Raw genomic sequence first — 18,684 nt, 5'->3', positions numbered from 1 at the left:
CAGAACAGAACAGACCAAGGAAGAAATGACTACCCAGGCATCCGCGCCGCCGCCCAGCACCAAGTCGCAGGCGCTGCGCTCGTACGACGTCGCCGACTTCCCGGCCCTCACCGGCCTGGAGGAGGAGTGGCGTTTCACCCCGCTCAAGCGCCTCCGCGGCCTGGCCACGGCGGACACGTCCGCGGCCACCGGTCGGGGCGTCACCGTGGAGCACCCGAACCTGCCGGCCGGGGTGTCGGTGCGGCTCGTCGAGCCGACCGACGCCAGCGTCGCGTCGGTGCTGGTGCCCGTCGACCGGGTCAGCGCGCTGGCCCACGGTGGGGCGGCGCGGGTGGCGCTGGTCGAGGTGGCGGCCGAGGCCGTCGTGTCCGAGCCGGTGGTCGTGCGGCTGCTGGGCGCGTACCCCGAGGAGCTCTCCCTGGCCCGCACCCAGGTGCAGGTGGGGCGGTTCGCGGAGGCCACTGTCGTGTTCTCCCAGGAGGGCTCGGTCACGCTGGCCGACAACGTCGAGGTGACGGTCGCCGACGGGGCCAAGCTGACCCTGGTCACCGTGGCCGACTGGGCCGAGGACGCGGTGCACGCGCAACACCTCAAGATCAAGCTGGGTCGGGACGCCCGGGTGGTGCACATCCAGGTCACCCTCGGCGGCGACCTGGTCCGGCAGTTCACCAGCGTGGAATACACCGGCCGCGGTGGCGAGGCCGAGCTGTACGGCGTCTACTTCGCCGACTCCGGCCAGCACCTGGAGCACCGGCAACTGGTCGACCACAACGTGCCGGACTGCCGCAGCTACGTTGGCTACCGGGGCGCCCTGCAGGGCGCGGACGCCCACACCGTCTGGGTGGGCGACGTGCTCATCCAGGCCGAGGCGACCGGCACCGACACGTACGAGATCAACCGGAACCTGCTGCTCACCGACGGCGCGCGGGCGGACTCCGTACCCAATCTGGAGATCGAGACCGGCGAGATCGCCGGCGCCGGCCACGCCAGCGCGACCGGCCGCTTCGACGACGAGCAGCTGTTCTACCTGATGGCCCGGGGCATCCCGGAGGCCGAGGCCCGCCGCCTGGTGGTCCGCGGCTTCTTCGCCGAGCTGATCAACAAGATTCCGGTGGAGTCGCTGCGCGAGCGCCTCGGCGACGCGATCGAGGCCCGGCTCACCAAGGCCGGCGCCTGATGATCCGGATCTGCTCCACCGAGGACGTGCCGAAGGGCACCGCGATCAGCGCGGATGTCGACGGCACGCCGATCGCGCTGGTGCACGGCGAGGACGGCGAGTTCTACGCCGCGTACGACGAGTGCTCGCACGCCGCGGTCGCCCTCTCCGAGGGTGAGGTCGACGGTTGCACGCTGGAGTGTTGGCTGCACGGCTCGCGCTTCGACCTGCGCACCGGTGAGCCGACCGGGCTGCCCGCCACCGAACCCGTACCCGTCTACCCCGTCGAAGTCCGCGACGGCGACATCTACCTCAGCCTGACGCCGAGTAATGGAGTGACCCGATAATGAGCACCCTGGAGATCCGCGACCTGAAGGTGTCGGTCAAGCTGCCCGAGGGTGAGCTCAAGCCGATCCTGGATGGGGTAAACCTGACGATCAATTCGGGTCAAACCCACGCGATCATGGGCCCGAACGGTTCCGGCAAGTCCACCCTGGCGTACTCGATCGCCGGCCACCCCAAGTACGAGATCACCGGTGGTTCGGTGACCCTCGACGGCGAGGACGTGCTGGCCATGACGGTCGACGAGCGCGCCCGCGCCGGCCTCTTCCTGGCCATGCAGTACCCGGTCGAGGTGCCCGGCGTCTCGGTGGCCAACTTCCTGCGTACCGCGAAGACCGCCATCGACGGCGAGGCGCCGAAGCTGCGCACCTGGGGTGGCGAGCTGCGCGGCGCGATGGAGCGCCTCCAGATGGACCCGGCGTTCGCCCAGCGCAACGTCAACGAGGGCTTCTCCGGTGGTGAGAAGAAGCGGCACGAGATCGTCCAACTGGAGCTGCTCAAGCCGAAGATCGCGATTCTCGACGAGACCGACTCCGGCCTCGACGTGGACGCGCTGCGCGTGGTCAGCGAGGGCGTCAACCGGGTCCGCGACAACGGCGACACCGGCGTGCTGCTGATCACCCACTACACGCGGATCCTGCGCTACATCAAGCCGGACTTCGTGCACGTCTTCGTGGCCGGCCGGATCGTCGAGCAGGGCGGCCCTGAGCTGGCCGACAAGCTCGAGGCCGAGGGCTACGAGCGGTACGCCGCCGGGGCCGGCACGGCCAAGGCCTGAGCGGGAGAGGCGCTGCCGAGATGACCAGCATCGCGATCCCGCAGGGGATGCCGCAGTACGACGACGTGCCGCGTTTCGACGTGGCTCGGGTGCGCGCCGACTTCCCGATCCTGGACCGGGAGATCAACGGCCACCCACTGGTCTACCTCGACAGCGCCAACACCTCGCACAAGCCCCGGCAGGTGCTCGACGTGCTCACCGAGCACTACGCGCGGCACAACGCCAACGTGTCGCGCTCGGTGCACACGCTGGGCACCGAGGCCACCGAGGCGTACGAGGGCGCGCGGGCCAAGGTCGCCGCGTTCATCAACGCGCCGAGCACGGACGAGGTGGTGTTCACCAAGAACTCCACCGAGGCGATCAACATCGTGGCGTACGCCTTCTCGAACGCCTCGCTGCGCCCGGACGGTGACCCGCGGTTCCGGCTCGGCCCGGGCGACGAGGTGGTGATCTCCGAGATGGAGCACCACTCGAACATCGTCCCGTGGCAGCTGCTCTGCGAGCGGACCGGCGCGACCCTGCGCTGGTTCCCGGTCACCGACCAGGGCCGGCTCGACGAGTCCGGCCTGGACGACCTGGTCACCGAACGGACGAAGATCGTCTCGCTGGTGCACATGTCGAACATCCTCGGAACGGTCAACGCGACCTCCCGGATCACCGCGCGGGTCCGTGAGGTGGGCGCGCTGCTGCTGCTGGACTGCTCGCAGTCGGTGCCGCACCTGCCCATCGACGTGGTCGACCTGGACGCCGACTACATCGTCTTCACCGGGCACAAGATGTGCGGCCCCACCGGCATCGGTGTGCTCTGGGGCCGGGGTGAGCTGCTCGCGGCGATGCCGCCGGTGTTCGGCGGCGGCTCGATGATCGAGACGGTCACCATGGCCCGGTCGACGTTCGCCGCGCCGCCGGCCCGGTTCGAGGCGGGCACCCCGCCGATCGCCGAGGCGGTCATGCTCGGCGCGGCGGTGGACTACCTGACCGGGATCGGCATGCAGGCCATCCAGTGGCACGAGAAGGAGCTGACGGCGTACGCGCTGGACGCCCTCGGCTCGGTGCGCGACCTGCGGATCTTCGGCCCGACCGTGCCGGTCGGCCGGGGCGGCACCATCTCGTTCGCGCTGGGTGACGTGCACCCGCACGACGTGGGCCAGGTGCTCGACTCGCTCGGCGTGCAGGTGCGGGTGGGCCACCACTGCGCGAAGCCGGTGTGCAGCCGGTTCGGTGTCCCGGCGATGACCCGGGCCTCGTTCTACCTCTACACCACCACCGAGGAGATCGACGCTCTGGTGGGCGGTCTGGAGCAGGTGCGGAAGGTGTTCGACTGATGGTGCAGCTCGACCAGCTCTACCAGGAGATCATCCTGGACCACTACAAGCATCCGCACGGTCGTGGCCTGCGCGACGCCGACGACCCGGGCGACCAGGTCGCGGAGGCGCACCACGTCAACCCGACCTGTGGCGACGAGGTCACCGTCCGGGTCGCCACCGACGGCACCGTGCTGCACGACATCTCGTACGACGGGATGGGCTGCTCGATCAGCCAGGCCTCGGCGAGCGTGTTGCACGAACTGCTGCGCGGCCGGGAGGCCCGGGAAGCTTTCGGGGTGCACGAGGCGTTCGTCGAGTTGATGTCCGGTCGTGGTCAGGTCACGCCGGACGAGGACGTACTCGGTGACGGGGTGGCATTCGCGGGCGTGGCCCGCTATCCCGCCCGGGTCAAGTGCGCGCTGCTGCCGTGGATGGCGTTCAAGGACGCCGCGGCACGCGCCGGTGTGGGCGCGAGCCCGGAGGTGAAGGCGTGACCGTGCGTCAGCGAGCGAATGACACTGTGGTGCCTTGTGGCATCACGAAGCGATGCGGAGGGACGGCATGAGCGAGAACACCGCTACCGCGGCGACGCCGGAGGCCGGTGACGCCACCGCGGCACCGCAGACCGACGCCGTGACGACCGACGGTGCCACGGCGATCGACGGTGCTCTGACGACCGACGGTGCCGTGACGACCGGTGCCGGCGACGCCGCCGCCCCGGCGGGCGGCGTCAGCAAGGCCATGATCGCCGACATCGAGGAGGCGATGAAGGACGTCGTCGACCCGGAGCTCGGCATCAACGTGGTCGACCTGGGCCTGGTGTACGGCGTGCACGTCGACGACGAGAACGTCGCGACCCTGGACATGACGCTCACCTCGGCGGCCTGCCCGCTGACCGACGTGATCGAGGACCAGACGCGGCAGGCGCTGACCACCGGCCCCGGCGGCGGCCTGGTCAACGACATCCGGATCAACTGGGTGTGGCTCCCGCCGTGGGGCCCTGACAAGATCACTGACGAGGGCCGGGACCAGCTCCGTTCCCTCGGCTTCAACGTCTGAGCCGACCCCGGTCGGCACCATCGAGCGCGGCACCCAGCCTGGGTGCCGCGCTCGACGCGTTTCCAGCCACGTTCGAGCGCCGTCCCGTGCCGCGCTGCCCGGCTGATGGCCGGCCGGTGGCGCGCTCGGGCGGGCCCAAGCGAGCCATGATCGCGCAACCTGATTCGGTCGGACAGGGGACGGCGGAAATGCGGTGGCGTCAGTCGGCCCGAGCCGCGCAGGATGAGCGGGTGATCGAGGCGTACCGGATGCAGCTTCCTGTCGGCGCGGCCATCGCCGCGTGTCGACAGCGCACGCTTGCGGGCCGCGCCTCGACTCGGCACCGACGACCGTGACCGGGGCGTTCCTCGCCGGCCTCGTGGCCGGCTACGGCGTCGCCATCCCGGTCGGCGCGATCGCGGTGCTCATCCTGGGGCTCAGTGCGCGTACCTCGTTTCGGGTCGGCGCGGCCGGGGCGCTCGGCGTAGCGACCGCCGACGGCCTGTACGCGGCTGTCGCCGCCGTCGCCGGCGCGGCTGTCGCCGGTGTCGTCGCCCCGGTGGCCGGCCCGCTGCGGATAGCGGCCGCCGCGGTGCTGCTCGCGCTCGCCGCGCACACCGGGTGGCGCGCACTTCGGCCCGCGCCAGCGACCGAGGGGCGGAGCCGTCGCGGAATGGACACTCCGTCGCGCGCCTTCGCCGGCATCCTGGCGTTGACCCTGCTCAACCCGGCGACGGTGGTCTACTTCGCCGCGCTGGTCCTCGGCAGGGGCGATTCCGTCGATTCCGGTGGGTCGGCGGCGGTGCTGTTCGTGCTCGGCGCCTTCGTGGCCTCGGCGAGTTGGCAGCTGCTCATCGCCGGCGGCGGCACCCTGGTCGGCCGGCTCCTCACCGGCTCCCGAGGCAGACGCGCCACCGCCCTCACCTCCAGCGCCATCATCGCCGCCCTGGCGCTCACCGTCCTCCTCCAAACCTAAGCCCCTGCCCCCTACCCCCTCGGCCCGCGCACTCACCGCGCGCCTCTCGGCCCGGTGATCATGAAGTTAGCGTCCCCGATGACGGCGTGTCGCGACGCTAACTTCATGATCACCGGCGCGGGCGCGGCAGGGCGGGCGGTGTGGGGTGGGGTGGGGTGGTGCCGTAGGTTCGGGTTATGTCGAGTCGACCCGCTGCCGGTGGTGGTCGCTGGGTGGAGGTCGATCCGGTCCGGCTCGGTCGTTGGGTCGACGGCTTCGCGGAACGGCACGGCCCGCCCACCACGACCATCCAGGGGTACGGGCTGCTGCTCACCGCCCCCGACGGTGCCACCGCGGAGTTGCACGCCCCGCCCGGCGCGGAGCTTGGCGGCGACCTGCCCGACTTTCTCGCCGCTGCCGCCGCGCCACGGCGGATCGGGCTGTTGCTGGCGCGCAAGAGCGCGGTCGCGATGGGCGTGGCGGCGGGGGAGGGCCTGGTGGTCTCCAAGGTGGACAGTCGCTACGTGCAGGGGCGTACCGCCGCGGGTGGGTGGTCCCAGCACCGCTTCGCCCGCCGGCGCGACAACCAGGCGAAGGCCGCCCTCGGTGAGGCGGTCGAGCTCGCGGTGCGGCTGCTGCTGCCGGAGGCTGCCACGCTCGACGCCGTGGTGGCCGGAGGTGATCGGCGTACGGTGGACGGCATCCTCGCCGACCGACGCCTGGCCCCGCTCGCCGCGCTGCGGGCCGAGAGGCTGCTCGACGTTCCCGAACCCCGACACGCCGTGCTGGTCGCCTCGGTGGCGGCTGCCCGGGCGGTCCGCGTGTTGGTCCGAGATCCCGCCCCGCCCGCCTGACCTGCTGGGGCGCCGGCGCATGCGGCGAACCCGCGCCCGGTCATGTGAAAGGGCGCCCCAACGGCCGGTCCCGGCCGTCGAGGCGCCCGCGTCGGCGCGATCGACCCGTCAGAGCTGGTCGGTGCCGAAGGTGTCGCAGGTCTTCGGGTCGCCGCGGTCGTAGCCCTGCTGGAACCAGCGCTGCCGCTGCTCCGAGGTGCCGTGGGTGAACTGGTCGGGGTTGACCTGCCCACCGGAGCGCTGCTGGATGCTGTCGTCGCCGATGGCCTCGGCGGCCCGCACGGCTTCGCTGATGTCGGTCTGGGTGATCGACTTGAACAGCGGCTCCTGGCCGGTCTTGTCCTTGCTCTCGGTGGCGTACTTGGCCCAGGCGCCGGCGTAGCAGTCGGCCTGCAACTCCAGGCGTACGGAGGCGGAGCGGGGGCCGCTCTGGTCGCCCCGACCGGCCTTCTCGTTGGTGCCGAGCAGGTTCTGGACGTGGTGGCCGTACTCGTGGGCGAGCACGTAGGGCTGGGCGAACTCGCCCTTGGCGCCGAACCGGGAGGCCAGCTCGTCATAGAAGCTCAGGTCGATGTACACCTGCCGGTCGGCCGGGCAGTAGAACGGGCCGACGCCCGAGTCGGCCTGCCCACAGCCGGTGTTGACCGCCGCCTGGAAGAAGTTGGTGTCGGTCGGCTCGTACTTCCCGCTGCCCAGCTCCGGGTACGCCTTCTCCCAGTAGCCCTGGATGCTGTTGACGAAGAGCACGTTGCGGCAGCGTACGTCGTCGAAGCGCCCGGCGTTCTCGCGCGAGCACAGCTGCTCCAGGTCGGTGCCGCCGGCCTGCCCGCCGCCCTCGTCGCCGTTGGTCATCGCGTTCAGGCCGAACCCGCCACCGAGGAGCGCGAACAGGACGGCCACCACGATGCCGATCAGGCCGCCGCGCCCACCGCCTCCGGGCAGCGGAATGCCGAGGCCACCGCCGCCTCCACCGCCCCGGCCCCGGTCGTTGACCTGGGACGTGTCGAGTTCGGCCCGCTCGTTGAGTTCCATGCTGACCCCGATCGCCGTATGCCGGTGATTGTCGTTTTGATGTCGTTCTGTCATTGCACTGCCGGATGGGGTCCGGACGGCAATTTCGATACCCGATGATCTTGATTGGTAATCCGAGAGGGGCGTCCAGCGGCGCCCGGTACACTTGTCGGGTGCTGCGCTGCGAAGGCTGAACCGCCCCCGCGCCGTCGGGCCTCTTGACCCCGCCGGCCGTTTCGCGTGCCCCGAGTCAGCCTTCCGGACCCCGAGAGCGAGCCCCGAACAGATGATCACTGCCACCGGCCTGGAACTGCGTGCCGGTTCCCGGATCCTGCTGTCCGACACCACCCTGCGCGTGCAGCCCGGTGATCGGATCGGCCTGGTCGGCCGCAACGGCGCCGGCAAGACCACCACCCTCAAGGTGCTCGCCGGCGAGGGCCAGCCGTACGGCGGGCAGATCGACCAGCGCAGCGCCATCGGCTACCTGCCGCAGGACCCGCGTACCGGCGACCTCGAGGTGACCGGCCGCGACCGAGTGCTCTCCGCTCGCGGCCTCGACGTGCTGATGACGCAGATGCAGGAGATCGAGGCCCGCCTCGCCGAGGACACGGACGAGAAGCTGGTCCGTCGCTACGGCGCGCTGGAGGACCAGTTCGCCGCCCTCGGCGGGTACGCGGCCGAAGCCGAGGCCGCCCGGATCTGCGCCAACCTCGGCCTGCCGGACCGCGCGCTCGCGCAGACCATCGGCACCCTGTCCGGCGGTCAGCGGCGGCGCATCGAGCTGGCCCGGATCCTGTTCCGCGACGCGGGCGAGAACGGCGGCGGCATCCTGCTCCTCGACGAGCCGACGAACCACCTCGACGCCGACTCGATCACCTGGTTGCGGGGCTTCCTCGCCAACCACAAGGGCGGCCTGATCGTGATCTCCCACGACGGCGCGCTGCTGGAGTCGGTGGTCAACAAGGTCTGGTTCCTCGACGCCACCCGTTCCGTGATCGACGTGTACAACCTGGGCTGGAAGGCGTACCTGGAGGCACGCGAGACCGACGAGCGGCGCCGCCGCCGGGAGCGGGCCAACGCGGAGAAGAAGGCTGGCGCGTTGATGGCGCAGGCCGACAAGATGCGGGCCAAGGCCACCAAGACTGTCGCGGCGCAGAACATGGCCCGCCGTGCCGAGAAGCTGATCTCCGGCCTGGAGGAGGTGCGGGTCGCCGACCGGGTGGCCAAGGTGCGCTTCCCCAGCCCGGCGCCGTGTGGCAAGACGCCACTCACCGCCACCGGCCTGTCCAAGTCGTACGGGTCGCTGGAGATCTTCACCGACGTCAACGTGGCGGTCGACCGGGGTTCCCGGGTGGCCATCCTGGGGCTCAACGGCGCAGGCAAGACGACCCTGCTGCGGATGCTCGGCGGCCTGCTCACCCCGGACACCGGCGAGGTGCACGCCGGGCACGGGCTGCGGTTGGGCTACTACGCCCAGGAGCACGAGACGCTGGACGTGGAGCGGACGGTGCTGGAGAACATGCGCGCCGCCGCCGTCGAGCAGTCCGACACCGACCTGCGCAAGATCCTCGGCGCGTTCCTGTTCTCCGGAGACGACGTGAACAAGCCGGCCGGGGTGCTCTCCGGTGGCGAGAAGACCCGGCTGGCCCTGTCCACCCTGGTCTGTTCCGGCGCCAACGTGCTGCTGCTCGACGAGCCGACGAACAACCTCGACCCGGTCAGCCGGGAGCAGGTGCTCGACGCGATCGCCAACTACCCGGGCGCGATCGTGCTGGTCACGCACGACCCGGGCGCGGTGCTGGCGCTCAAGCCGGATCGCGCCATCCTGCTGCCCGACGGCGACGAGGACGCCTGGAGCGACGACCTTCTCGAGTTGGTCGAGCTGGCCTGAGCACGTTCGGCGGCCTGCTCGGCTGATCCTCAGCCAAGCAGGTCGACGATCCGGCCGAGCACGCCGGAGCTGACCAGGATCACCACCCCGATGCCGACGAAGATCGCCGGCACCAGCCAGTGGCCGGCGCGCTCGACCAGCCGGACCACCTGGGGTCGCCCGCCCAGCCAGGCCCCGGCCGCGCACCACAGCGCGATGAGCAGGGCGAAGACCAGCAGGAACACCGCGCTGTCGGCCACGCCGAGGGTCCGGAACACGGGTACGTAGACGGCCACGTTGTCGGCGCCGTTGGCGATGGTCACCCCGGCCACACCGAGCATCCCGGTGACGACCGCCGGGGCCTCGTCGTCGGAGGGCCGCAGCGCGCGGACGCCCAGCGCGATCGGCAGCAGGCCGAGGAGCCCGGTCCACGGGTCCGGCACCACCAGCAGCCCGGCGGCGACCACGACGCTGGCCAGCGCGAGCGCGCTGATGCCCAGATACTGCCCGGCGACGATCTGCCAGGTGTGGGGTCGACCGGTGGTGCGGGCCGCGACGAAGAAGAGCGTCAGGATGACGACGTCGTCGATGTTGGTGGCGGCGAAGACCACGGCCGCGCCGGCCGCTGTGCCCAACAGGTCGATCACGACCGAAGGCTACGGGCCGCCGGCCCGGGTCGCCGCTCGGCGGTGTGCCCTACCCGAGCGGTACGTGCGGGCCGATTGCGAGGATCACTCTATCGGGAACCTGACATTGCATAGCGTGTCGGTTGGCGAAGAGTTGATATCTGGCGCATGATCGTTCGAGGCGGTCTAATAGGTGTGACCGTATCCGAACCGCACAGTCTGGGACGTGAGGACACAGTATGGCAGCCACTGGCACAGCCACCAGCACTGAGAAGGGTCGCCGGATCGTCGGAGCCGAGCGTCAGACGCTCGCCAAGGACCTGGTAAAGCGGTACACCTCGGGGGAGAGCATCCGGGCATTGGCGGCCTCGACCGGCCGATCCTACGGATTCATCCACCGAGTGCTCACCGAGTCCGGGGTGCAGCTGCGCCAGCGTGGCGGCGCCCGGCGCCGCAAGAAGGCGTGACCCGCCCCCCAGCGTCGTCCATCAGCGCCGCGCCCCGGGCCGCCCGGTGACCGCCGAGGCGACCGGGGTTCGGCTGGCCTGCGACGGGCCGGTCGCCACGGTGACGTTGTGCCGGCCCGACGTGCTCAACGCTCAGACGCCCGCGATGTGGCGCGCGATGAGCGACTTCTCCCGCGACCTGCCCGGCGACGTGCGGGTGGTGGTGGTCCGTGGCGAGGGGCGTGCGTTCTCCGCCGGCCTCGACCTCGCGGTCGCCGGCGCGTCCGGCCCCGGGTCGTTCGCCGAGCTGGCCACGCTGCCCGAGCAGGAGTGCGCGGCCCAGATCGCCGAGTTCCAAGCGGGTTTCACCTGGCTGCACCGGCCGGATGTCATCTCCGTCGCGGCCGTGCAGGGCCACGCGATCGGTGCCGGGTTCCAGCTCGCGCTGGCCTGTGACCTGCGGGTCCTGACCACCGACACGAAGCTGTCGATGGCCGAGGTGACCCTCGGTCTGGTGCCCGACCTGGCCGGCACGAAGCGCCTCGTCGAGTTGGTCGGCTACTCCCGGGCGCTGGAGATCTGCGCGACCGGCCGCCGGCTGGACGCCGCCGAGGCGGACCGGATCGGGCTGGCCACTCTCGTCGTACCGCCCGCCGAACTGGACGGCGCGGTCAGTGACCTGACTGCGGGCCTGCTCGCCGGTGCCCGCGACGCGGTGGTGGAGATCAAGGCGTTGGTGGCCGGCGCGGCCGGACGCTCGCACGCCGACCAGCAGCGCGCCGAGCGGGAGGCACAGACCCGCCGACTGCGGGACCTCGCCGGCAGGGGAGAATAGTAAGGACCGTCCGGGAAGATCCGGGTTACGACCGAGGTTGTCAGAGTCGTCGGGAGAATTGACCTGACGGTGCGGTCCGCCCGACGACCCGGAGGTGAGCGATGTCCAACCACATGTCCGGCGGTGGCATGGCCGGGTGGAGCATGCTCCGGTCGATGCGCAACCGCGACGAGGTCTCCACCCACCGGCTCAAGAGCGGGGTGGCCCGCCGCATCGTGGCGTTCGCCCAGCCCTACCGGCGCGACATCATCGTCTTCCTGGCCACCGTGGTGCTGGCCGCCATCATCGGCGTGGCGACCCCGGTGCTCGCCGGTGACGTCATCAACGCGATCAACCGGGGTGGCACCGAGGCCGGCCGGCTGGTGATCCGGCTGGCGCTGTTCATCGCCGCGCTCGCTGTCGCCGACGCGCTGCTCTCGCTGGCCCAGCGCTGGTATTCCGCCCGCATCGGCGAGGGCATCATCCTCAACCTGCGCACCCGGGTCTACGACCACGTGCAGCGGATGCCGTTGCAGTTCTTCACCCGCACCCAGACCGGCGCCCTGGTCAGCCGGCTCAACAACGACGTGCTCGGCGCCCAGCGAGCGTTCACCTCCACCCTCTCCGGCGTGGTCAGCAACGTCATCCAGTTGGTGCTCACCGCTGCGGTGATGTTCACCCTCTCGTGGCAGATCACCGCCCTGTCGCTGGTGCTGCTGCCGATCTTCATCATTCCGGCCCGCCGGGTCGGCCGGCGTCTGGCCGACATCACCCGCGAGGCGTACAACCTCGACGCCAAGATGAACGCCACCATGACAGAGCGGTTCGGCGTCGCCGGCGCGCTGCTGGTGAAGCTCTTCGGCCAGCCCGAGATCGAGGCCCGCCGGTTCGGCGACCGCGCCGAGCGGGTCCGCGACATCGGCATCCAGTCCGCCATGTACTCGCGGACGTTCTTCGTGGCGATGCTGCTTGTCGCCTCACTGGCGCAGGCGCTCACCTACGGTCTCGGTGGCTGGCTCGCGGTGACCGGAGGCGTCAGCGCCGGCACCGTGGTGACGCTCGCGCTGCTGCTCACCCGCCTGTACGGGCCGCTCACCGCGCTCTCCAACGTCCGGGTGGACGTGATGAGCGCGCTCGTCTCCTTCGACCGGGTCTTCGAGGTGCTCGACCTGAAGCCGGGCATCGTGGAGAAGCCCGACGCGGTGCCCGTGCCGCGCGGCACCGGCCGGGTCGACTTCCGCGACGTGCGGTTCCGCTACCCGAGCGCCGCCGAGATCTCCCTGGCCTCCCTGGAAGAGGTGGCCACGCTCGACCGGACGGTCAACGAGCCCGTGCTCAAGGGCGTCTCGTTCAGTGTCGAGCCGGGGCAGATGGTCGCCCTGGTCGGCCCGTCCGGCGCCGGCAAGTCGACGTTGTCGATGCTGATCTCGCGGATCTACGACGTGACCGACGGGCAGGTCCTGGTCGGCGGGGTGGACGTCCGCGACGCGACGCTCGCCTCCCTGCGCGACGAGATCGGCGTCGTCACCCAGGATTCGCACCTGTTCCACGAGACGATCGCCGAGAACCTGCGCTACGCCAAGCCGGACGCTACCGACGACGAGATCTGGGCCGCGCTCGCCGGAGCCCAGGTCGCCGACCTGGTCCGGTCGCTGCCCGACGGGCTGGACACGACGGTGGGGGAGCGCGGCTACCGGTTCTCCGGCGGCGAGAAGCAGCGCATCGCCATCGCCCGCCTGCTGCTCAAGGCGCCGTCCATCGTGATCCTCGACGAGGCGACCGCACACCTGGATTCGGAGAGCGAGGCCGCGGTGCAGCGGGCGCTGGCGGTGGCACTGGCCGGGCGGACGGCGCTGGTGATCGCACACCGGCTCTCCACCGTCCGCGACGCCGACCAGATCCTGGTCCTCGACGGTGGGCGGATTGTCGAGCGGGGGCGGCACGACGAGTTGGTCGCGGTCGGCGGGCTCTACGCCGAGCTGTACCGGACCCAGTTCGCGGTCGCCGACTCGCCCCGGCCCTTCGTGGACGCGACCGGCACCGAGCCGGTGGTCATGCCACTGGGCACGTACGTCGCCGACGAAGCGATGCCGCCGGCCGCAGCCAACTGACGTCCCGCCACGACACCGGTCGCGTCCGGTGTGGCGTGCGTTGATCGACTCGGGTTCCTGGAAGTCGGGGTGTCTTGGTCGCGTCGACAGCCCGACTTCCTTGAAACCGAGTCGATCAGCGCCGTTCCGGCAGGCCGGTCGCCACCCGCAGCTCGGCGAACGCCAGACCCAGCGTGACCGGGGTGAAGTGCGCGTTCAGGCCGCTCGGGTTGGGCAGCACCCACAGCCGCGCGCCGGCCAGGGGCTCCGGCTGTGGCCCGAAGGTGGCCTTCGGGCGGCCGAAGCCGATCCGGTACGCGGTCACCCCCACCACCGCCACCCAGCGCGGCCGGTGCCGGGCCACCTTGTCGGCCAGGATCGCGGCGCCGTCGAGGAGTTCCTCGGTGGTCAGTTCGTCGGCACGTGCGCTGGCCCGGGCGGCCATGTTGGTGATGCCGAGGCCGAGTGCGGGCAGCTCGTCCTGTTCGCTGGGGTGCAGCAGCCGGGGGGTGAACCCGCCCCGGTGCAGCGCGGGCCAGAACCGGTTGCCGGGTCTGGCGAAGTGCCAGCCGGTGGCGGCCGACCAGAGGCCGGGGTTGATGCCGACGAAGAGCACCGTCAGGCCGGGCGCGAGGACGTCGGGGATGGTCCGATCAGCGGCCGCCGCCAGCTCCGCCCGGGTCGGCCGGGGATGCGCGCCCGAGCCGGCGGCTGTCACAGCCCGCGCAGCGCGCCACCGTCGACCGGCAGGGTGAGGCCGGTCAGGTAGCTCGCGGCGGGGGAGAGCACGAAGGCTGCCACCCGGCCGAACTCGGCCGGGTCACCGATGCGCCGCAGCGGGATGGTGGCCTCGGCCTCGGCGCGGGCCTGCTCGGGGTCGCCGGTGGCGGCCAGGAGCTCCCGGTTGCGGTCGGTCATGATCCGGCCCGGCAGCAGACCGACCACCCGTACGCCGCGCGGGCCGTAGTCGTCCGCGATGTCCTTGGCGACGCCGACCAGGCCGGGCCGCAGGCCGTTGGAGATGCCGAGGCCAGGCACCGGGCTACGGGCCGAGGTGGAGAGCACCAGCCCGATCGCGCCACCCTCGGGCAGCGCGGCGGCGACCGTGCGCGCCGCGCGGACGGTGCCGAGGAAGACCGTCTCGAAGGAGTGTCGCCACTGGTCGTCGCTGATCGCCGCGGCGTTGCCGGCCGGTGGGCCGCCGACCGAGATCAGCGCGCCGTCGAGCCGGCCGAAGTGCTCCCGTGCCGCCTCGACGAGCTGCGCCGGGGTCTGCGGATCGGCCAGGTCGGCGGCCAGCCCGACCGCCCGCTCCGGCCCGCCCAGCTGCTGCGCGGCAGCGGCCACCGCGTCGGCGTCCCGGGCGGAGAGCACCACCCGCGCCCCGTCGGCGACCAGGCACTGCGCCGTCGCGTAGCCCAGGCCGCGGGACGCGCCGGTGAGCACGTACACCCGGTCGGTCAGTCCGAGATCCATGCGGCCGATCCTGCCGCATCCGCCGCGCCGCCCTCAACGGGGGCCGGTGGGCGCGGGGCGGGGCGCAGCAGGCGTACCCGGCCGGCGATCTGCACCGCGACGGCGCCGCCGGCGCGGCCCACGGCCGGCAGTCGGCGCGGACGCGGCGTTGCACGCCCGTCGTAGCGCTGGCCCGCCTCCCGCACGGCCAGCTCCTCGGCGCCCGCCGGGGGCAGCGCGTCCCGCTCGCGCAGGGCCTGGGCCAGGTCCCAGCCGTCGCGCAGGGAACCGGCGGTGGGGCGGTCGGCGGCCCATTCGGCGAAGGTCGGCCACCAGGCGCTGCCGAGACCGGCGGCGAGCAGCGGCCAGTGCCGCGCCACGTCGCCGGCACGCTTGCGCAGCAGCGCCGCCCGGGTGGCGGCGAGCGGCCCGGGGGCGAACCCGGCCGGCGGCGGACCCCCGGCGACCAGCGCCGCCACCAACTCCGCCTGCCGCTCGGCGAGACGGCCCACGGGTGGGCGCGGGCCGGTGGGCGGGGACGCGCCGGTCATGTCACGGCCGGGAAGCCCGCGGCCAACGCCAGGGCGTCGAGTTCGGCGCGCAGCTCGGCGGCCGGCGGATAGCCGCCGTCGCGTTCCAGCAGCAGCGCCGGTGGTCGCTGCCGGTCGCAGAGCGCGCCGACCAGCTCCAGCACCGCCGGCGGCACCGCATCGGTGTGCGTGTCGTGGTAGAAACCGCCGTGCTCCGCCCCGCCGGCCACGTGCACGTAGCCGATCCGGTCCAGCGGCAGCCGGTCGAGCAGCGCGACCGGGTCGGTGCCACGGTTGCGGGCGTTGGCGTGCACGTTGGCGACGTCCAGCAGCAGCAGCGCGCCGGTGCGGTCCAGGATCTCGGTGAGGAAGTCGGCCTCGTCCAGCTCGTCGTCGGGCCAGTCGACCAGCGCGGCGATCGGTTCCAGCGCGATCGGCACCGGCAGCTCGGCCTGCGCGCGGGCCACGTTGGCGCAGACCGCGTCGACCGCCTCCCGGCTGCGCGGCAGCGGCAGCAGATGCCCGGCCTCCAACCCGCCGGCCCGGACGAAGGCGATGTGCTCGCTGACCAGCGGGGCGTCCAGCCGCTGCGCCACCTGAGCCAGGTGGGCGACGCGGGCCGGGTCGACCGGTTCGGCGCCGCCGAGGGAGAGCCGCACCCCGTGCGGTACGACGGTCACGGCGCGCTCGCGCAGCTGCGCGAGGCCCGGCGGGAGTGGCCCGGTGGCGGGCACCGACTCGGCCACCACCTCGGTGAAGCGCAGCCCGGGCAGCTCGGCCACGAAACCGGCGATCTCTGGGCGCCAGCCGATGCCGACGCCGTACGGGCCGGTCATCCGCCGCACCCACCACCGCCGCAGCCACCACCACCGCCACCGCCGGAGTCGCCACTGCCGCAGGAACTGCCGGCACTGCCCGACGAGCCGCTGCTGGAGCCCGACGACCAGCCGCCGTTGGCCATGGCCTGACGCTGGATCTCGGCCTGCTCGGCGAAGCCCGGGTCGATCGCCCAGAGCGACGCGGCGCCGTACAGGGCCACGCCCATCGCCGCGCCGGCCGCGCCGTAGGTGGCGTAGGCGGGGGCCGAGCCGGGAGCCAGGTGGGTGTGCTGGCGGCGCAGGTCGCGCAGCGCGGCCCGACCGGCCCGGGTGATCTGCGGCACCCGCCAGAGCAGCAGCACCGCCACCAGCACGCCGACCAGTGTCGCTGCCAGGTAGCCCACCGGCCGATCGTTGAACAGGCCGGCGGCCAGCCGCACCACGCCGAGCACCAGCAGGGCGGCGAGGAACCGCACCCACAGCCGTGCGGTGGCCCGCCGGGCCGGTGTCGGCAGCAGACCACGCTCTTCGAGGCCGTTGCGGAGCTGGTCGAGCGCGGTGCGTACCCGCTGCTCCTGGCCCAGGTCCCGGGCCCGGGAGCGCTGGTGGGCCGCCCAGTGGATGGCCTGGTCCAGCGGGGTGAGGCCGGTCGGCGCCGGGCCGGTGGTGAGCAGCCGGCGGTCCGGTCCGACACCGATCGCGCCGCTGCCCCGCAGCCCGCCGAGCGCGGCGTGCACGGCGAGTGCGGGACCACCGTTGAGGTACGCGGCCTGTTGCGCGCTGAGTTGGCCGGCGAAGGCGTCCCCGGGCCCGGCGCCGAGGCGGACCCGGTGCCACACCGCGAGAGCGACGACCACGGCGATCGCCACCAGGTAGTACCGGAGGAACGTCGGGCCGGCGACACCCCAGGTGTCGCCCGACGTGGCTTGGACGATCATCGGCTGCTCCTGTCGCCGCAGGGGATCGGCGGCCTCATTGTGGAGCACCACCGCCACGCGGCGAAACGGGCTCAGCGGCGGCGGACGGCCTCCTCGACGAGGTCGAGCACCGGGCCCAGGTCGCCGGCCGGTCGGCCCATCGCCAGGTGCAGCACCAGGCCGTCGTAGGCCAGCTCCAGGAACCGCGCCAGCACGTCGATCGGTACGTCCTCGCGCAGCACCCCGGCGTCGCGCTGGCGGGCCAGCCGGTCCCGGGTCGCCTCGGCGATCGCGGCGGACCGCTCCGTCCAGCGCCGGGCGAACGCCGGGTCGGTGCGCAACCGGCGGGACACCTCCAGCTGACTGCCGAGCCAGCCGGTGGTGTCCGGGGAGACCGCACGGGCCAGCAGATCGCGCATCACCTGCACCAGACCGTTGCGGGCCACCGTCTCGACCATGACGGCGGCGTCGTCCTCGGCGACAGCGAGGAAGAGCGAGTCCTTGTCCCGGAAGTGGTGGAAGATGGCGCCCCGGGAGAGCCCGGTGGCCTCTTCGAGGCGGCGGACGGTGGCCCCCTCGTAGCCGTGCCGGGCGAAACACGCCCGCGCGGCGGCGAGGATCTCCTGCCGGCGCGCGTCGAGCTGGTCCTGGCTTACTCTGGGCACACGTCGATCGTCGCAGGTCGCGCCCCGCCTTGCAAACCGTACGTACGGCTTGTATTTCGCCCGGGGTTGGCACCGTTACCATCGCCGGGTGACCGCTGCCCCCACCGTGCCCGCCGCGCCGCTGACCGTCGCCACCGTCCAGGCCACGCCGACTCCCGGTGACGTCGCCGGCAACGCGAGCGCCGCCGCCGAGCTGGTCCGACAGGCGGCCGGGCAGGGCGCCCGGGTGGTCGTCCTGCCCGAGCTGTACCTGTGCGCGTACCACCCGCCGACCCTCGCCGCCGACCCGAACGGCACCGACGTCGTGGCCGACCCGACCGGAGCGGTCGCCGACCTCCGGCTCGACCCGCTGCGCGACGCGGCGCGTACGGCCGGGGTCACCGTGGTGGTCGGGGCCGCGGTCCGGCACCCGGACGGCCGGCGGACCATCGGCGCGCTGGTGGCCGACCGGGCCGGCGTCGTGCGGGTCGGGTACGACAAGCAGCAGTTGTGGGGCGACGAGCGCGAGCTGTTCACGCCCGGCGGGCGGGGCGCCACGCTGCTCGTCGACGACTGGCGGCTCGGGTTGGGCATCTGCTACGACGGATGCTTCCCCGAGCACGGCCGCGCCGCCGCGCTCGACGGCGCGCACGCCTACCTGTGCCCCAGCGGCTACCTGACCGGCTCCGAGCACCGCCGGGACCTGTACTACGCGGCGCGGGCCCTGGACAACACGATGTTCGTGGTCTTCGCCAACGCGGTCGGGGGCGACGACCCCTGGCGGTTCAACGGCGGCGCGGCGATCTACGACCCGCAGGGACGGACCCTGGCCCGGGGTGCCGACGAGGGCGCGGCGGTGCTGCTGGCGACGTTGGACCCGGCCGTGCTCGCGGCCACCCGGGCAGCCCATTCGATGCTCGCCGATCGACTGCCGAGCCAGGGCGGCCCACGGGTGGCGCTGACCGGCTGAGTCCGAGCCAGGTCGAAACACACGGCATCTGTTGGCGGACACGTCGGTCCCGTAGGGTGCCCG

The 18,684-nt window shown here is 72.5% G+C and carries 21 protein-coding genes; 13 read left to right on the top strand and 8 right to left on the bottom strand.

Translation table 11 applies throughout. The annotated features are described in order from the left end of the window. The first annotated feature begins 25 nt into the window (after positions 1 to 25). From sufD to ABZ808_RS30600, 8 genes are all read left to right on the top strand, one after another. Positions 26 to 1,177 (top strand): Fe-S cluster assembly protein SufD, encoded by a 1,152-nt coding sequence (sufD, locus tag ABZ808_RS30635; protein WP_357012881.1) that lies wholly within the window; start codon positions 26 to 28, stop codon positions 1,175 to 1,177. After that, positions 1,177 to 1,503: a non-heme iron oxygenase ferredoxin subunit gene (locus ABZ808_RS30630; RefSeq protein WP_279518066.1), complete on the top strand. Its 327-nt coding sequence runs from the start codon at positions 1,177 to 1,179 to the stop codon at positions 1,501 to 1,503. The genes sufD and ABZ808_RS30630 overlap by 1 nt, the downstream gene beginning before the upstream one ends. After that, positions 1,503 to 2,276, top strand: coding sequence for a Fe-S cluster assembly ATPase SufC (gene sufC / locus ABZ808_RS30625; RefSeq protein ID WP_357012880.1), 774 nt, complete (start codon positions 1,503 to 1,505; stop codon positions 2,274 to 2,276). The genes ABZ808_RS30630 and sufC overlap by 1 nt, the downstream gene beginning before the upstream one ends. A 20-nt stretch (positions 2,277 to 2,296) precedes the next feature. Beyond that, a complete protein-coding gene (locus tag ABZ808_RS30620) occupies positions 2,297 to 3,601 on the top strand; it encodes a cysteine desulfurase (protein ID WP_357012879.1) in 1,305 nt (434 codons plus the stop codon). Positions 3,602 to 3,603: 2 nt separating this feature from the next. After that, positions 3,604 to 4,077, top strand: coding sequence for a Fe-S cluster assembly sulfur transfer protein SufU (gene sufU / locus ABZ808_RS30615; RefSeq protein ID WP_357012904.1), 474 nt, complete (start codon positions 3,604 to 3,606; stop codon positions 4,075 to 4,077). Positions 4,078 to 4,144: 67 nt separating this feature from the next. Beyond that, the gene (locus ABZ808_RS30610; RefSeq protein ID WP_357012878.1) at positions 4,145 to 4,642 is read left to right on the top strand and encodes a metal-sulfur cluster assembly factor; all 498 of its coding nucleotides are present in this window, start codon (positions 4,145 to 4,147) and stop codon (positions 4,640 to 4,642) included. 331 nt (positions 4,643 to 4,973) lie between these two features. After that, on the top strand, positions 4,974 to 5,597 hold the full coding sequence (locus tag ABZ808_RS30605) for a LysE family transporter (protein ID WP_357012877.1): 624 nt from the start codon (positions 4,974 to 4,976) through the stop codon (positions 5,595 to 5,597). A gap of 176 nt (positions 5,598 to 5,773) precedes the next feature. Next, complete coding sequence (locus tag ABZ808_RS30600; RefSeq protein WP_357012876.1) at positions 5,774 to 6,430, top strand: acVLRF1 family peptidyl-tRNA hydrolase; 657 nt, start codon at positions 5,774 to 5,776, stop codon at positions 6,428 to 6,430. Positions 6,431 to 6,538: 108 nt separating this feature from the next. Here the strand turns inward: ABZ808_RS30600 and ABZ808_RS30595 are convergent, their stop codons facing one another. Further along, positions 6,539 to 7,462: a neutral zinc metallopeptidase gene (locus tag ABZ808_RS30595; protein ID WP_357012875.1), complete on the bottom strand. Its 924-nt coding sequence runs from the start codon at positions 7,460 to 7,462 to the stop codon at positions 6,539 to 6,541. 265 nt (positions 7,463 to 7,727) lie between these two features. Here ABZ808_RS30595 and ABZ808_RS30590 point away from each other — a divergent pair, with 265 nt between their 5' ends. After that, positions 7,728 to 9,332 carry an ABC-F family ATP-binding cassette domain-containing protein gene (locus ABZ808_RS30590; RefSeq protein ID WP_357012874.1) on the top strand — a complete coding sequence of 535 codons (1,605 nt, stop codon included), beginning with the start codon at positions 7,728 to 7,730 and terminating at the stop codon, positions 9,330 to 9,332. A 29-nt stretch (positions 9,333 to 9,361) separates the two neighbouring features. Here the strand turns inward: ABZ808_RS30590 and ABZ808_RS30585 are convergent, their stop codons facing one another. Then, a complete protein-coding gene (locus tag ABZ808_RS30585; protein WP_357012873.1) occupies positions 9,362 to 9,958 on the bottom strand; it encodes a cadmium resistance transporter in 597 nt (198 codons plus the stop codon). Positions 9,959 to 10,176: 218 nt separating this feature from the next. Here ABZ808_RS30585 and ABZ808_RS30580 point away from each other — a divergent pair, with 218 nt between their 5' ends. The 3 genes from ABZ808_RS30580 (at position 10,177) to ABZ808_RS30570 (ending at position 13,308) form a co-directional block, all read left to right on the top strand. Next, positions 10,177 to 10,404 (top strand): helix-turn-helix domain-containing protein, encoded by a 228-nt coding sequence (locus tag ABZ808_RS30580; protein ID WP_007462679.1) that lies wholly within the window; start codon positions 10,177 to 10,179, stop codon positions 10,402 to 10,404. A gap of 46 nt (positions 10,405 to 10,450) precedes the next feature. Then, complete coding sequence (locus tag ABZ808_RS30575) at positions 10,451 to 11,218, top strand: enoyl-CoA hydratase/isomerase family protein (protein WP_357012872.1); 768 nt, start codon at positions 10,451 to 10,453, stop codon at positions 11,216 to 11,218. 113 nt (positions 11,219 to 11,331) lie between these two features. Further along, positions 11,332 to 13,308: an ABC transporter ATP-binding protein gene (locus ABZ808_RS30570; protein ID WP_357012903.1), complete on the top strand. Its 1,977-nt coding sequence runs from the start codon at positions 11,332 to 11,334 to the stop codon at positions 13,306 to 13,308. A 115-nt stretch (positions 13,309 to 13,423) separates the two neighbouring features. On the opposite strand, the gene mug is transcribed toward ABZ808_RS30570, so the two are convergent. From mug to ABZ808_RS30540, 6 genes are all read right to left on the bottom strand, one after another. Beyond that, on the bottom strand, positions 13,424 to 14,005 hold the full coding sequence (gene mug / locus ABZ808_RS30565) for a G/U mismatch-specific DNA glycosylase (protein WP_357012871.1): 582 nt from the start codon (positions 14,003 to 14,005) through the stop codon (positions 13,424 to 13,426). Further along, positions 14,002 to 14,763: an SDR family oxidoreductase gene (locus ABZ808_RS30560; RefSeq protein WP_357012870.1), complete on the bottom strand. Its 762-nt coding sequence runs from the start codon at positions 14,761 to 14,763 to the stop codon at positions 14,002 to 14,004. The genes mug and ABZ808_RS30560 overlap by 4 nt, the downstream gene beginning before the upstream one ends. Next, a complete protein-coding gene (locus ABZ808_RS30555) occupies positions 14,748 to 15,293 on the bottom strand; it encodes a hypothetical protein (protein WP_357012869.1) in 546 nt (181 codons plus the stop codon). The genes ABZ808_RS30560 and ABZ808_RS30555 overlap by 16 nt, the downstream gene beginning before the upstream one ends. Continuing rightward, a complete protein-coding gene (locus ABZ808_RS30550; protein WP_357012868.1) occupies positions 15,290 to 16,108 on the bottom strand; it encodes a DUF692 domain-containing protein in 819 nt (272 codons plus the stop codon). The genes ABZ808_RS30555 and ABZ808_RS30550 overlap by 4 nt, the downstream gene beginning before the upstream one ends. Continuing rightward, positions 16,105 to 17,028, bottom strand: coding sequence for a TIGR04222 domain-containing membrane protein (locus ABZ808_RS30545; protein WP_357012867.1), 924 nt, complete (start codon positions 17,026 to 17,028; stop codon positions 16,105 to 16,107). The genes ABZ808_RS30550 and ABZ808_RS30545 overlap by 4 nt, the downstream gene beginning before the upstream one ends. Before the next feature lie 71 nt (positions 17,029 to 17,099). Then, positions 17,100 to 17,672 (bottom strand): helix-turn-helix domain-containing protein, encoded by a 573-nt coding sequence (locus tag ABZ808_RS30540; protein WP_357012866.1) that lies wholly within the window; start codon positions 17,670 to 17,672, stop codon positions 17,100 to 17,102. 88 nt (positions 17,673 to 17,760) lie between these two features. Between ABZ808_RS30540 and ABZ808_RS30535 the strand changes: the two genes are divergently transcribed. Next, complete coding sequence (locus ABZ808_RS30535; RefSeq protein WP_357012865.1) at positions 17,761 to 18,621, top strand: carbon-nitrogen hydrolase family protein; 861 nt, start codon at positions 17,761 to 17,763, stop codon at positions 18,619 to 18,621. The last annotated feature ends 63 nt before the right edge of the window (positions 18,622 to 18,684 follow it).

The sequence above is a fragment of the Micromonospora sp. NPDC047527 genome (assembly GCF_040643015.1).
Classification (GTDB): domain Bacteria; phylum Actinomycetota; class Actinomycetes; order Mycobacteriales; family Micromonosporaceae; genus Micromonospora.
Note: the sequence above shows the minus strand (reverse complement) of the source record. Positions and strands in the feature narration are given on the sequence as shown.